The 12,985-nt window shown below is 57.1% G+C and carries 11 protein-coding genes, 1 tRNA gene and 3 pseudogenes; 8 read left to right on the top strand and 7 right to left on the bottom strand.

What is annotated here, in order from left to right:
* Nucleotides 1-37: 37 nt before the first annotated feature.
* Nucleotides 38-862, top strand: a complete 825-nt coding sequence (locus H8F21_RS16325; protein WP_203481231.1) for a class I SAM-dependent methyltransferase — start codon at nucleotides 38-40, stop codon at nucleotides 860-862.
* Nucleotides 863-875: 13 nt separating this feature from the next.
* On the opposite strand, the gene H8F21_RS16320 is transcribed toward H8F21_RS16325, so the two are convergent.
* From H8F21_RS16320 to alkB, 4 genes are all read right to left on the bottom strand, one after another.
* Nucleotides 876-2,816 carry a DNA topoisomerase III gene (locus H8F21_RS16320; protein ID WP_203481232.1) on the bottom strand — a complete coding sequence of 647 codons (1,941 nt, stop codon included), beginning with the start codon at nucleotides 2,814-2,816 and terminating at the stop codon, nucleotides 876-878.
* A 112-nt stretch (nucleotides 2,817-2,928) separates the two neighbouring features.
* Nucleotides 2,929-3,534 (bottom strand): class I SAM-dependent methyltransferase, encoded by a 606-nt coding sequence (locus H8F21_RS16315; protein WP_203481234.1) that lies wholly within the window; start codon nucleotides 3,532-3,534, stop codon nucleotides 2,929-2,931.
* Entirely contained in the window at nucleotides 3,531-4,526 is a 996-nt protein-coding gene (locus H8F21_RS16310; RefSeq protein WP_203481235.1) for an alpha/beta hydrolase, read from the bottom strand. Before H8F21_RS16310 ends, H8F21_RS16315 begins: the two co-directional genes overlap by 4 nt.
* A gap of 104 nt (nucleotides 4,527-4,630) precedes the next feature.
* Nucleotides 4,631-5,284 (bottom strand): DNA oxidative demethylase AlkB, encoded by a 654-nt coding sequence (gene alkB / locus H8F21_RS16305; protein ID WP_203481236.1) that lies wholly within the window; start codon nucleotides 5,282-5,284, stop codon nucleotides 4,631-4,633.
* Between the two features lie 310 nt (nucleotides 5,285-5,594).
* Between alkB and H8F21_RS16300 the strand changes: the two genes are divergently transcribed.
* The 3 genes and pseudogenes from H8F21_RS16300 to H8F21_RS29645 all read left to right on the top strand — a co-directional run.
* Nucleotides 5,595-5,668 (top strand) — tRNA-Cys (locus tag H8F21_RS16300).
* Between the two features lie 137 nt (nucleotides 5,669-5,805).
* Nucleotides 5,806-6,003: pseudogene (locus H8F21_RS29845) on the top strand (site-specific integrase); the annotation flags it as partial.
* A pseudogene (locus H8F21_RS29645) lies at nucleotides 6,003-6,101 on the top strand (DNA adenine methylase); the annotation flags it as partial. The pseudogenes H8F21_RS29845 and H8F21_RS29645, both read left to right, overlap by 1 nt.
* A gap of 182 nt (nucleotides 6,102-6,283) precedes the next feature.
* On the opposite strand, the gene H8F21_RS16295 reads toward H8F21_RS29645, so the two are convergent.
* Nucleotides 6,284-7,204 carry a LysR family transcriptional regulator gene (locus tag H8F21_RS16295; RefSeq protein ID WP_203481237.1) on the bottom strand — a complete coding sequence of 307 codons (921 nt, stop codon included), beginning with the start codon at nucleotides 7,202-7,204 and terminating at the stop codon, nucleotides 6,284-6,286.
* Between the two features lie 135 nt (nucleotides 7,205-7,339).
* Between H8F21_RS16295 and H8F21_RS16290 the strand changes: the two genes are divergently transcribed.
* The 3 genes and pseudogenes from H8F21_RS16290 to H8F21_RS16280 all read left to right on the top strand — a co-directional run.
* Nucleotides 7,340-8,641, top strand: coding sequence for an NAD(P)/FAD-dependent oxidoreductase (locus tag H8F21_RS16290; RefSeq protein WP_203481238.1), 1,302 nt, complete (start codon nucleotides 7,340-7,342; stop codon nucleotides 8,639-8,641).
* 41 nt (nucleotides 8,642-8,682) lie between these two features.
* Nucleotides 8,683-9,771 (top strand): polyamine ABC transporter substrate-binding protein, encoded by a 1,089-nt coding sequence (locus tag H8F21_RS16285; RefSeq protein WP_203481239.1) that lies wholly within the window; start codon nucleotides 8,683-8,685, stop codon nucleotides 9,769-9,771.
* 82 nt (nucleotides 9,772-9,853) lie between these two features.
* Nucleotides 9,854-10,442: pseudogene (locus H8F21_RS16280) on the top strand (OmpP1/FadL family transporter); the annotation flags it as partial.
* Between the two features lie 67 nt (nucleotides 10,443-10,509).
* Here H8F21_RS16280 and H8F21_RS16275 read toward each other — a convergent pair.
* Together H8F21_RS16275 and H8F21_RS16270 are read right to left on the bottom strand one after the other, a co-directional pair.
* Complete coding sequence (locus tag H8F21_RS16275) at nucleotides 10,510-11,349, bottom strand: MrpH family fimbial adhesin (RefSeq protein ID WP_203481240.1); 840 nt, start codon at nucleotides 11,347-11,349, stop codon at nucleotides 10,510-10,512.
* Nucleotides 11,346-11,492, bottom strand: coding sequence for a hypothetical protein (locus tag H8F21_RS16270; protein ID WP_203481241.1), 147 nt, complete (start codon nucleotides 11,490-11,492; stop codon nucleotides 11,346-11,348). Before H8F21_RS16270 ends, H8F21_RS16275 begins: the two co-directional genes overlap by 4 nt.
* A gap of 763 nt (nucleotides 11,493-12,255) precedes the next feature.
* On the opposite strand from H8F21_RS16270, the gene H8F21_RS16260 reads away from it, so the two are divergent.
* On the top strand, nucleotides 12,256-12,985 hold a 730-nt coding region (locus H8F21_RS16260; RefSeq protein WP_203585042.1), incomplete at its 3' end, for a hypothetical protein.

Here is a 12,985-nt window from a genome sequence, read left to right as displayed (position 1 = left end):
TCGAGCGCTTGAACATCTTGCCAAAGGAAGGCCGGCCATGAGCGACTCGATCGACCTGAATCGCCGCAGTTGGGATGAACGAGCGTCTGTGCACGCAGCCTCTGAAGAGTATGAAGTCGACACGTTCATTGCCGACCCTCGGCACTTGTCGCAAGTGGTACGTTTCGACCTGCCACGCCTTGGCGATATCCGCGGTTTGCGTGCCGTGCATCTGCAGTGTCATATCGGCACGGATACCTTGTCGCTGGCGCGCTTGGGGGCGCAGATGAGTGGGCTGGATTTTTCCACGCAATCGCTGGCACAGGCCCGTGCCCTGGCCCAGCGTTGCGACCAGCCAATCGAATACGTCGAGTCGGATGTCTACGCGGCCGATACGGTGTTGACCCCGGGTGCTTTCGACCTGGTCTACACCGGCATCGGCGCCTTGATCTGGTTACCCAGCATCGAGCGTTGGGCGCAAACGGTCGCGACGTTGCTCAAGCCGGGAGGGCGCTTGTTCTTGCGTGAAGGTCATCCAATGCTGCTGACAGTCAATGAGGACTACCAGGATCGGTTGGTGATCGAGTATCCCTATTTCGAGCGACAAGCGCCGATGGTCTGGAACAGCGACCAGACCTATGTCGAAACCGACACAGCGCTTAGCGAAACGGTCACCCATGAGTGGAGTCATGGCCTGGGTGAAGTGGTTACTGCATTGTTGCGCCAAGGCATGCAGATCACCGCGCTGGTGGAACACGACAGTATTCCCTGGGAGGCCTTACCGGGACAGATGAGCAAGAACTCGGCTGGAGAATGGTCGCTGGATAAAGACCCCTGGCGTCTACCCCTGAGCTATACCCTGCAGGCGATAAAGGCGGGCTGATCAGCGCACAGCTTTACTGCGCTTTTACCCGCGGTTTGCGTGGCGCTTTCGCCGCAGTTTTACCTGTTGCGGTGCTGCGTTTACGCTTTTTCTTCCAGGGTGTTTTCGGCACCGCCGGGCCACTGATGGTCAGGCTCAATCCGGCGCAACGCTCCACTTGCTTGCTCATCCAGGCGGACTGTTTGGCGACAAACTCTTCCAGGCTCATCTCTCCGCTCTGGACCATGTCCAGCGCTTGTTCCCAGATGGCCGTGGTACCAGGGTCGGCAATCGCCCGGGGTACCGCGTCGATCAGACTGAACGCAGCGGGTGTAGCACTCAGCGCCTTGCCCTGTTTGACCAGGTAACCACGGTCAAGCAGGCCCTGGATAATGCCTGCGCGGGTGGCTTCGGTACCGATGCCGGTGGTGTCCTTGAGCTTTTGCTTGAGGCGTGGGTCATCTACTAGCTTGGCGACGTTTTTCATGGCCTTGATCAAGTCGCCTTCGGTGAAGGGTTTCGGCGGTTGGGTCCACAAGTCCTTGAGGTTGACCTCGGCTACGGCGCAGTCCTGACCTTGATGCAAGGCGGGCAACACCTGGGCAACGGGCGCTTCGCGGCCCTTGGCCGGGGTCAAGGCTTCAGGCAAGGCGCGGCGCCAGCCCGGCTCGACAATCTGCTTGCCCACTGCGCGCAAGGCCTGGCCTGCGCAATCAAAGTCGGCCTGGGTGCGGTCGTACTCGTGATTAGGCAGGAACTGCGCCAGGTAGCGGGCGCGAATCAAGGTGTAGACCGCCTTGTACTTGGGTGGCAAGCGCGAAGGATCGCTCGCTGCTGCGGTAGGAATAATACCGTGGTGGGCGCTGACCTTGGCATCGTTCCAGGCCCTTGAGCGGCGTTGGGCCTGCAGGTGCTGTTGCAGCGGCGCCAGGCTTGAGTCGGCGCGCAGCAAGGCACCGAGGATGCTTGAGGCTTCGGCGTGTTGGCTCAATGGCAGATAGCCGCAGTCACTGCGCGGGTAGGTGATCAGCTTGTGGGTTTCGTAAAGCGCCTGGGCAATGTCGAGGGTTTCCTGGGCGCCAAGCCCGAGCTTTTTTGAGCACAGCTCCTGCAAGGTGCCGAGGTCGAAGGGCAGGGGGGCAGCTTCGCGCACGCGTTCGGTAGCAACGTTGACCACCCGTGCGCAGTCGGCATTGCTGATCGCGGAGGCAGCCTGCTGCGCCAGTGAGTGGTTCAGACAGCGGCCCTGGTCGTCACAGGTGTCTTCGCTGGCGCGCCATTGTGCCGTGAAGCGCGTGCCGGCACTGTCGAGCACCACATCAATGGCCCAGAATGCTACCGGCACGAAGTCGGCGATGCTGCGGTCACGGTCTACTACCAGACGTAATGTTGGCGTTTGCACCCGACCTACGGGCAGAACACCTTGGTAGCCAGATTGACGGCCGAGCAGAGTGAACAAGCGGCTCATGTTCATACCAATCAGCCAGTCCGCGCGTGAGCGGCCCAATGCCGAATGGTAAAGGCTGAATGTCTCGTTACCTGGCTTGAGCGCAGCCAAGGCCTTGCGGATCGATGCATCATCGAGTGCCGACAACCACAGGCGGCGAATCGGCCCACGGTAACGGCAATGCTCAACCAGCTCCCGGGCAATCATTTCTCCCTCGCGGTCGGCATCGGTAGCGATCACCAGTTCTCGGGCCTCTCCCAGCAGGCGTTTGACAGCCTTGAACTGACTGGCGGTTCTGGGTTTGACCAGCATCTTCCACTGGCTTGGAATGATGGGCAGGTCAGCCAGTACCCAACGTTTGTAGCGCGCGTCATAGCTGTCGGGTGGCGCAGTTTCCAGCAGGTGACCGATGCACCAGGTGACGGTGACGTCAGTGCCAACCCAGCAGCCATCGCCGCGGCGGTTGGCGCCGAGAACCTTGGCAATGTCCTTGGCCTGGGAGGGCTTTTCGCAAAGAAACAGACGCATGCCGGTGGGAAGTCATTCTATGGCTGGAGTGAGGCATAGAATGCGCAGGATTGACAGGGCTGGCAAGCTTTATCTGTATGTATATACAGTCAAGTGTTTCTGCAAAAGATGTTCACCCACAGCGGTCGGTCTTGCGCGCCAGAACCGACCAGCTATGCCAGTGTTTGCGTTTACCAAGCAGGGTTTGTCCTGGTTGATTGTGCTCGTATACATCGAGCACCTCAAAGCCACGCATTAGCTGCTCGATCTGCTCATATTCATGAATGCTCAAATCATTACGCTGTAGTTGTGCCCAGCTGTCTTGGGGGCCCATGAAATGTCCACAGAACACGCCATTGGGCCGCAAGGCGTGGACTATCTTCTGCCAGACCGCGGGGAAAACCTGAGGAGGGCAGAAGAACAGGCTGGAGCACGCGGTGATCAGATCGGCTTGCGGATAATCGAAGGCGTCGAAGCTGCTTTGGTGCACCTTTAGTCGAGGATGCGCATTGAGGTCCTGCAGGTGGGCCAGTGCATTGGCATCCTGATCGAAGGCATGAACAACGAAGCCTTGCTCAAGCAGGTAACGGCTATCTCGACCTGCACCGCAACCAACGTCAATTGCCGTGCTTCCGGCGGCCCAGCGGCACTGTTCAACAGCCTGCCTCAGGTGGGCATACACAGGGATTTTTTGAGCGGCGAGGTGGTAGTTGGCTTGGCTTGAGATTTCGTCGTTCATCGTTGATGGGGTTCCGGGTCATGCGCAGGCTGTTTGGCGAGAATGAAACTGCTTAATGCCTGCATAAGGCCTTTGGCCAATGGTAGTTGCGGGTTGCTATAGGCGGCAAAATTGGCCTGCCGATCATCAACAGGCACATCCTTGAGCACATGGTTAGCGTGCTCAAGGATCACCAGATGAGCATCTTGCTTCGCTGCCTTGAGCAAATTTGCGTCGGTTTGCGTTATCTGCAAATCCTGGCCACCCTGCACAATCAGGACCGGTTGGGTGGTCTGGGCAATCAGCTGTGCCGGGTCGCGAGCCAGCTCACTGATGAGGAGGCTTTGTACCTCCCGACGCATGATTGGTTGCAGCACCGGCACTATGTGTTGATCTTCCACCGGCTCGCCGGCTTTCAGGCTGCGCAGTATCGTCGATGCAGGCGCGACGAGCGCGGTGTATTCAGGGTGTCTTTGCAGTTGCTCGACAATTACTTGATCGAGGCTGCGCCCCGCAGTGGCGACGAGGACCACGCCGTGGATAGTTGGGTTGTCCTGTGCCGCCAGCAGGGCGATCAAGCCACCTTGGCTATGGCCCAATATCCAGATCGGGGTGCCAGGCAAGCGCTGGCGCAACAGGTCTGCCCAGGCTCGCACGTCGCTGGCGTAATCTTCAATAATGATTTGACCAATATCGACAATCGCTCCGGCGCTGGCACGCACCGCGCGCTTGTCGAAACGCAAACTGGCAATTCCCTGTGTAGCCAAGCCTTGAGCCAGCATCTTGTAGGTCCAGGGGGTGAGGCCAGTTTCACGACTGTTGCCGTTGCGATCGGTGGGGCCGGAGCCCGCAACAATGATCACTACCGCAGCATTGCGCTCGCTGGAGAGCAAGCTGCCCGCAAGCGGCCCTTGAGGGCCTGAAATCTGGATCGCTGTTTCTTTCATTGATGCAGCAGCGGTGAGAGGCAGCGAGAGAGCCAGCACGACTGCGAGTTCCTTAATCCGTTGCATCTCCACCGCGACTCCTGTCAGGTGCTAGTAGCAATTCTCATTATTGATTGTGTGAGCGCACAGGACTGTAGAGGTAAAGGAAGAGAGGTGCAAGACGGTTGCCGTCACCCAGCCTTGCGCAGGGTCAGGTTGATCCGCAGGCTGCCCAACTGGGGATGTGCGCCGGCTTTGAGCGGCAATACCCCATGAAAGCGCAGCCGATCATCACCACCCCAGACCAGTACATCGCCGTGGCGTAGACCAATACGCTGAGTGGGTTCACTACGGCTATGCCCACCCAAGAGGAACACTGCGGGCAACCCCAGCGACACCGACACGATGGGTTGGGTGAAGTCGCGCTCGTCGCGGTCTTGATGCAGGCTCAAGCGATTGCCGGGGCGATAGCAGTTGACCAGACAGGCATCAGGCTGGAAGTCAGTGAACCCGGCCACCAGCGCTGCACGACTGGCCAGTTCTAGCAGTACACCAGGCAATTCCGGCCACGGACGATTGCTCAGCGGATCGACCGGGCTGTAGCGGTAGCCCTGGCGGTCACTGACCCATCCCAACGCGCCACAGTTCGTTAGCCCAACCGCCATTTTCAGGCCACCTGGTGTCAGCATGTGGCGAAACGGAGCCTGAGCGACCACGTGACGCAACAGAGGGAGCATCACCTCAACCTGGGGCAAGGCAAACCCGGGCAAAACAACAGCCTGCGCGGCAACCCACTGGGGCGGCAGCGGGCTTTCGGGGTCGAAAAGATCCAGTTCGGTTTGCATGGTCGACGACAGTTGATCAGGCAGGCAGCGGGGGAGGCACTATGATAAGACCCTTTTGCAGTGGTGCGTGACCTTGGTTTCAGGGGCATGGGCCGTGTATCCAGGCTCGTCGTGCCGTGTTGAGGAAAAAAATAAACTTTTTGAATTCAAGGGCTTGCCAGCTCAAACGAATGAGTACATAATTGCGTCCATCGAAAACGAGGCAGCTGAAAAGCTCAGCGTTTTCAAGGGGATAGCAGTTGTAATGAGTTATTTCCTTAAAGAGTTGTATATGTTTGAGATCGCTTGTTCAAGGGTTTCGGGCATTTGAGGCCGAGTAGCAAAGTGGTTATGCTCCGGATTGCAAATCCGTCTACGCCGGTTCGATTCCGACCTCGGCCTCCATTATTGAAAGCCCCGCAGATTAACGTCTGCGGGGCTTTTTTCATGCCTGCGGATTGTCACAGCCATCTGGGTTTGGGACAAATTTGGGACACCAAAGGAAATTGCGTGTCCCACATGTCCCCGGCAAATTCCGCAGCATGGCCATTTATGAACAGCGTCCAGGCGGCGCATGGCGGGCAAAGATCCGCCGCAAAGAATACCCTCAACTTTCCGGTACCTTCGACACCAAGGCAGAGGCCCAGCGATAGGCGGCCGAGATCGAGGGTGATATGTCGCGGGCAAGATTCGTCGATATGCGCGAGGCGGAAAGCACGACCTTGACCGAAGCGTTGGATACACAACGACCAACCAGCGGCAAGGCAAGGCAGAGCTCACTGGTGAGTTGGTGATTCTGAACTGGACCCCCGATGCACTAGGGGGTGTTCTGAAATAAGCCTTGAGATTTTTTCAAGCGGGTTGGGGAAGGTTGCGAGCGTCTAGGAGCAGGGTCGAGATGGGTCGAAAGTAGCTCGATAAAAGCGTCCTGCTACGACCTATAGCGGATAGTCAATTGCTTACTCCAAACCATGGGGTGAGGCGGGCGCTAATGCGCCAACTCTGCGTTGGTCTGAACAATTACCGTAGACCCTTTCGCGGCTGCACGGTCTGCTCCACCTGCTCCTCAAACCAATTCAACACTGCTTGGCACGCGGGATGAGCAACACCGCTGTCCCGTAGCCACAGGGCATACACACCGCCGGTCTTCAGTGCTTCGCCGAAGGGCACCACTAGATCACCGCGCACGAGAGCGTCGTGGGCCAACATGCGGTCGGTCATGGCGATGCCCAGGCCACGGGCAGCGGCGTCCAGCGCCAGATCGTCGAGGTTGAAAAGCAGGTGCTGGTAGCTGTGCGCCGGCAAGTTCTTCTGCGCCTTGAGCCACAGGTTCCATTCGCCGCGTGAAGTGGAACCATGGATCAGTGAGTGCCCGCCCAGTGCCTCGGCCGAGCAGGGTGGGGCGCGTCCGTCGTTTAGCTGCGCAGCGCACACCGGGATTAAGTATTCGTCGAACAGGGGCGTCAGTCGACGATCGTCTAGGCCGCCAGGCAAGTACAAGACATAGGCATCGCAATCGCCGCCTTCATCCACCAGTTCCCCGCTGACGGTCTCGATGGACAGGGTCAGTCCGGGGTTCACCGCATAGAACGAACTCAGCCGTGGCAATAGCCAGCGTACCGCAAGGGATACAAATATCCGGATGCGAAAAGGACGGTCCAAGGGGGCTGGGGCCAGGCGCTGTTCCAGCATGCGCAGGGACTTGAGCAGGTCCCGCGCCACCTCGTATACCTCGCGACCGTGCTCGGTCAGCGCTACCTTGCGGCTGGTGCGGTCGAACAGCACTGTCTGGTAGTGCTCCTCCAACTGCTGTATCTGGCGGCTGATCGCGCTCTGAGTCAAGTGCAGTTGGCGGGCGGCTTCAGTGAAGTTGCGGGTGACCGCCACCTGGACCAGCGCCTGCAGCGCTTGCAGCGAGGGCGTGCGAAGGTTTCTATCCATGCAAATTCCGAATAGATGGATGATTTATTAGCGTTAGAAAGCTCGGCATTATGCCCGTAGATTAGAGGAATGCAGCGGGCTACCGAGTACCTTGTCAATCACGCCTGCGCATCGATTGTGAAGGAGTGACTGACAATGAACAACCACTGTGGCTGGATCGCTCTGGCTGGAGAGTCGCCGGTAAAGCCGCGCCTTGAAGGCACGCAACAGGTCGACTGGCTGATCATCGGCGGTGGCATCACCGGCCTCTCGGCGGCCCATACCCTGGCGCGGCGATTTCCGTCGCAACGGGTGGTGCTGCTGGACCGCCAGCGCGTCGCCCAAGGCGCGTCGGCGCGCAATTCCGGGTTTGTGGTCAGCCACGAGCTGCCTGGCGCTGGCGAACTGATCGGCACGGCCGGCTTCGCCGGATATCAGGTTGCGTCGCGCATTGGCGTCGCGGCTGGGGAGGAAGTGCGTCGACGCATCGCCGAGCTGAAGCTGGACTGCGAACTCAGTGACAACGGCTACCACTTCGCGGTGCACGAACCGGCGCACCTGCAGCAAGTCGAGAAGGCGCTGGAAACCCTGGCGTCTGTGGGCGCCCAGGTGCAGTTCTTCGAAGGCGCGCCTCTGCAGCAGCGCCTGGGCACGTCGTTTTATGCCCGCGCCATCCACTGCGCGGGTGGCAACGGGCTGATGCAGCCGGCCCGCTACGTCAAAGGTTTGGCCGACAGCCTGCCGGAACAGGTGGAAATCTTCGAGCACAGCGCCGTCACCGACCTGCGCCGTCGCCCCGACAAAGGCTGGACCGCGAAAACCGAAACTGGCGAAGTGCAGGCCCGGCAGGTGCTGCTGTGTGTGGGCGCATTCCTGCGAAGGGTTGGCCTCAAGCGCAGCGGCACCTTCCCACTAGAACTGAGCGCCAGCATCACCCGTCCGCTTACCGAAGGGCATTGGCAGCAGTTGTTCGACGCGCAGGGTTGGGGCGTGCTGTCCACCTTGCCTGGTGGCTGCACCTTGCGCCTGCTGCCGGAGCGCCGGCTGTTGATCCGCAACACCGTGGAATATCGCCACCGCGACATCGATGCCGCCGGCCTGGCCGTGCGCCAGCGCGAACACCTACTGGGCCTGCAGAAGCGCTTCCCGGGCATCACGGAGCAAGACCTCGAATACACCTGGACTGGACACCTCAGCGGCACCCGTTCCGGCGAGCCGTATTTCGCTCGGGTCGAGGACGGGCTGCATGCCGTGGCGGGGTGCAATGGCTCCGGTGTCGCCCGCGGCACCTTGTGGGGGCGCTTGCTGGTGGATATGGCCATTGGAGCTGACTCGCCCCTACTGGGTGATGTGCTGGGCCAGGCTCGCCCGGGCTACCTGCCGCCACGGCCTTTTTTCGACCTAGGTGCCAGCGTACGCATGGCCTGGGAAGTGCGCCGCGCCCAGGGCGAACGCTGATTTTCCAATTACGTTACAAACAAGAACAAGAGAGCGAATCCATGATCAAGCACACTTGCGCGGCCCTGTTGTCCTCAGCGCTGCTGGCTACAGCAACGCACGCCGAAGAACGGGTCAATATCGCCAACTGGAGCGGCTATATTGCCGATGACACCCTGGCCGAGTTCAGCCGGCGCACTGGCATCCAGACCACCTACGACCTGATCGACAGCAACGAGACCACAGAAGCCAAGCTGATGACCGGCAACAGCGGTTACGACCTGGTGAGCCCCTCGAACCACTTCCTGCCGCGCCTGATCAAGGCGGGGGCCATTGAGGAGCTGGACCGTAGCCAACTGCCCAACTGGCATAACCTTGATCCGAAGCTGATGAAGATCCTGGAGGCCAGCGACCCGGGCAACCGATACGCGATTCCGTACATGTGGGTGACCACCGGCATTGGCTACAACGTGGAGAAGATCAAGGCGATCTTCGGCAGCACCGAGGTGACCCAATCTTGGGACCTGCTGCTCAAGCCAGAAAACATCCAGAAGCTCAGCCGGTGTGGCGTGGCGTTCCTCGACAACCCAACGCAGATCGTTTCCATCACCCTTAAGGCATTGGGCCTGGATCCGCATAGCGAGAACCCTGAAGACCTGAAGAAGGCTGAGGCGACGTTGCTGGCGGTGCGGCCTTACATCAGTTACTTCCACCAATCTAAGTACGTGAGCGACCTGGCCAACGGCAATATCTGCGTGGCCATCGGTTTCAGTGGCGACGTGTTGCAGGCCATGGGCAGTGCCAAACAGGCCGGGAACGGAGTGGATGTGGGCTACAGCATTCCCCATGAAGGTTCGACCGTGGCGGTGGACATGGTAGTGATGCCGAAGGGGGCTCCGCATCGGCAGAATGGGTATGCATACTTGAACTACCTGTTGGAGCCTCAGGTGATCGCTAATATCAGCAATGCAGTGAATTACCCGAATGGAAACGCGGCGTCGCTGGAATACATCAAGCCTGAGTTGCGGGACAATCCAGCGATCTACCCGCCGGAATCAATCCTTGATTCGCTATTCCCGATAAAGACTTTGTCGCCGGCCGGTATGCGCTTGAATACCCGATTGTGGACCAGAGTGACGAGTGGAAAGTGATAGCACGGCCATCCGCCGCGAGTGAATGCGGCTCTTTTGAAAAAGAGGCCACATCCCACCTCGTCTACTTCTGAGATGAGTCAGCAAGATCGACCTGAAGTTTAAGGACAAGCCTGATGTGGACAGGGTCGACAACCTTATCATCAATGGCGCACTGAGCCGCTTGGGTACAGAGTCGCTGGAGCTGGGGATGGCGGTGCCACAAACCGCTGTTCAGTATTGCCCACGAACTCAATGCGCAATGGAAGCTATTGGGCAGTCTCGGCTGGCAGGACTGGAGTGAGTTCGGCAACATCGGCGTTGGAGTGGATGCCGATGCCCTAGGCGTCAGTCGTACTGCCGATCGCGAATATAAAGACACCGGGCATGCCTCTGTCGGTACGCAGCACCAGATCAATCCGCGCCTGCGCTTGAACTTAGGCCTGGGTTACGACAGTTCTGCGGTGGACGACAAACACCGCACGGTCGACAACCCCATGGGCGAAGCCTGGCGGTTGGCTACCGGGGTCAACTATCAAGTTGACCAGGGCCTTGACGTGCACGCCGAGTACACACGGGTCTGGCTTGGCGACATGGACGTGGAGCAAACCAAGGCGCGCTCAGGTACCACGTTGTCTGGCACTTATCGCACCCTGCACATTCTCGGCGCCGGTGCCACGTGGCGGTTCTAAAGCTGACGTTCCGTGCTCCGTGACGATTCAGCGCAGAAGGCCTCATGCGTTTTTGTCTACGCCTAAGTCAGAGGGGGGATACGGTGATCACGGAGGAAGCTGAGAAACCTCCAGGCGCGACAGTTCCGTTACTTTTCAATGTTGAAGTGATAGAAAGTGGGCTGAACTGGCCGCCCGAAACTTGCACATTTATTCCCGTAAACGCATCTTTGCCGTTTATGGTTAACTTCGAATATAAACTTCCGTCCTTTCTTAGCATCACGCCATTATAATTCGATCTTGATGTTGAAACGGTCACGGTTGTCACACCCTGACAATGCAAATAGAGTTGGGTTGACGCCTTCGCTCCGTCCAATGCGTTGTCTGCTAGACTTTTATGGTCGATGGTAGTATTTCCTGTAATCTTGCAGTCAACCGTCGCGGTGGCAACTGAAATGCATGGGCCGAAATAGCTAATGCCGCCTGCGATGTTGACGCCGGTACGGGCAGAACCAAATCCGACGCAAAGGTCATTGCTGGCGGATTCACTAGGAACTAGAATAGATCCGCTAAAGGGTATACTGAAACCTTGACCTTGGAGGTCTGAAAGAAGTTGGCCCAAATTAGACGAGCCTCGGCGGATGGGGAAACGCCATTCGTAATCCTTTCCTACAGAAAGAATCGATCCAGGTAGCCTCAAACCTAAGAAAATGTGGCAAGTAGTCAATTGTAGATCGCTCGATACGCAAGGGCTATAGCCAGTGTCGCCAGTTGTCCAATTTCTTACTTCGAAATAATAACGTACCCCGCCTGATTCATATTTGCTATTTGTTGTGGTGATACTGTAGGCCTGTGCTAGGGGCGCTGCTCCAACCAACAGCAGCGATGCTACGATGGTGCCTAGCGCAGATACGAAAGAATTGTTCATTGTGAGTACTCGTAACTTAAAGCGAAGGTGTGAGGCGCGTCAAAATCAGCTAATTCCATCGCGTGCTTAGCAATAGTTTCCGGCTGCACTTGCAGGTAAGCATTGAAGCTGAGCAGGTTGTCACCGCTATTCAGAACGCTCATGCGGCGGGCTTTTGTTTAAAGGTAGGGCGGTGCCGCTCGTTGTTTTCAGGGCTACAAACATGCGCTGTACTGTGGCGCTTTAGAGCACCAGAAGCTCCGATGGACCGCTGCTTTCGTTACCGCTGAAGGTGATGCTGACCATCTATGATGAACACATGGGGATTCAGTTCGCACACAAACCGAACAGCGTCGCAGACTAAGTTCCGTGCTTTTCCAGCAATACCCTGAGAGCTAGTCGAGTGACCGGATGATCGTCAGCTATCAGAACGTTTTGCATAGTGTGCTTTTACCTTGAGTAAGGGCTCATTGCCACCTGGCTGTGGGTAAGTTAGAACTAGTGTATGGGCGAGTGCAGCAAATCACCCTAGGAAATCTCCTAAGGCTCGTAAGAAGTTTCCTATAAACGCCTTTCAACAGCCGGTTATCGTGCTTGGACTCTGTCGGGCCTCTTTTTGCAAGCAGTGTGATCATGCCCTCTGCTTAACAGCCATCAATCTTGTTGAAGGCATTGCAGATAATTGGTTGGAGCCTACCGCACCAAGTTAGGGCGCACCCTACATGAATCTATTCGAAACTCAATGCCATGGTTAATGATGTATCAAGGTCACTTAGCCCGATGGAGCGATGAGCTATCGCTTGGGACCGCTTTGGAAGGCGCGTTGGTGGCCTCTGGGAAAATTCCTACAGATCGTTCGGAAAGATCCTAGATATTGGTGCGGACAGGGCGACTACCATTCCTGATCATCCTTGCAGGTCTAATATTTTGAAAGATAAATTCTTCCATAAGGTTCTAGTTTTTATTGTGCTCGGGTTTATGTCGAATATCACTTGTGCTATCTCGATTGTGTCGACTGGGAGCCAATACGAAGTTGGGGGGAGGCGATTTTTTTTTACGGTTACTGCTTGGGAGGGTGGTGATAAGATATGTAACGATTTAACATTTAGTACATGTGGCGTTAGTATAGTGGGAGCGCAATATAAGGGTTCGGGAAATTGGCAAGATGTAGTGTACAGTTCTGATTACAGCTGGCAGCATCTCAAGCCAAATGCTTCGATGGCAGAGGTCCGTAAGCAGTTGGAAGCAATGGGCGGTTTTTCAATTCCACTTCAAGGGAGCCTATTTGTTCCGAAAGATAGGAAGATCTCCAAAAGTTTCTGTATTACTTTTGCCGAGTCAAAATTTCAACCGGGAGGTATATCTTTTGTAGTGCCTACGGGACCATGCGCTCCTGTAATATTGCCAGCGTTGGTTTGCGATATACAGGGGAATCCAATAATAAATCATGGTGATATAAGTGATGCCAATGTTGAAGGGAATGAAGCATGGACTCATATGTATATAACCTGCACTGGTCCTTCTAGTGTGAATGGGCGGCCTCAAGGAGCAAGTGCAACACCTGATGTAAGGTGTTGTCATGTCTACCCAATACAGTCACCTGAGTACCGAGGAGCGCGTCACCATCATGGTGATGCTATTTCAACGGCAGACGCTA

It is taken from the genome of Pseudomonas arcuscaelestis (assembly GCF_016881005.1).
In the GTDB taxonomy this organism is placed as follows: Bacteria; Pseudomonadota; Gammaproteobacteria; order Pseudomonadales; family Pseudomonadaceae; genus Aquipseudomonas; species Aquipseudomonas arcuscaelestis.
This window is presented reverse-complemented; position numbering and strand designations above follow the sequence as displayed.

Coding starts and splice junctions, on each gene's coding strand:
- alkB (WP_203481236.1), bottom strand. CDS start 5,284: ATGCAAACCGAACTGGATCTTTTCGACCCCGAAAGCCCGCTGCCGCCC.
- H8F21_RS16290 (WP_203481238.1), top strand. CDS start 7,340: ATGAACAACCACTGTGGCTGGATCGCTCTGGCTGGAGAGTCGCCGGTA.
- H8F21_RS16270 (WP_203481241.1), bottom strand. CDS start 11,492: ATGAGCGTTCTGAATAGCGGTGACAACCTGCTCAGCTTCAATGCTTAC.
- H8F21_RS16325 (WP_203481231.1), top strand. CDS start 38: ATGAGCGACTCGATCGACCTGAATCGCCGCAGTTGGGATGAACGAGCG.
- H8F21_RS16295 (WP_203481237.1), bottom strand. CDS start 7,204: ATGGATAGAAACCTTCGCACGCCCTCGCTGCAAGCGCTGCAGGCGCTG.
- H8F21_RS16310 (WP_203481235.1), bottom strand. CDS start 4,526: ATGCAACGGATTAAGGAACTCGCAGTCGTGCTGGCTCTCTCGCTGCCT.
- H8F21_RS16275 (WP_203481240.1), bottom strand. CDS start 11,349: ATGAACAATTCTTTCGTATCTGCGCTAGGCACCATCGTAGCATCGCTG.
- H8F21_RS16315 (WP_203481234.1), bottom strand. CDS start 3,534: ATGAACGACGAAATCTCAAGCCAAGCCAACTACCACCTCGCCGCTCAA.
- H8F21_RS16285 (WP_203481239.1), top strand. CDS start 8,683: ATGATCAAGCACACTTGCGCGGCCCTGTTGTCCTCAGCGCTGCTGGCT.
- H8F21_RS16320 (WP_203481232.1), bottom strand. CDS start 2,816: ATGCGTCTGTTTCTTTGCGAAAAGCCCTCCCAGGCCAAGGACATTGCC.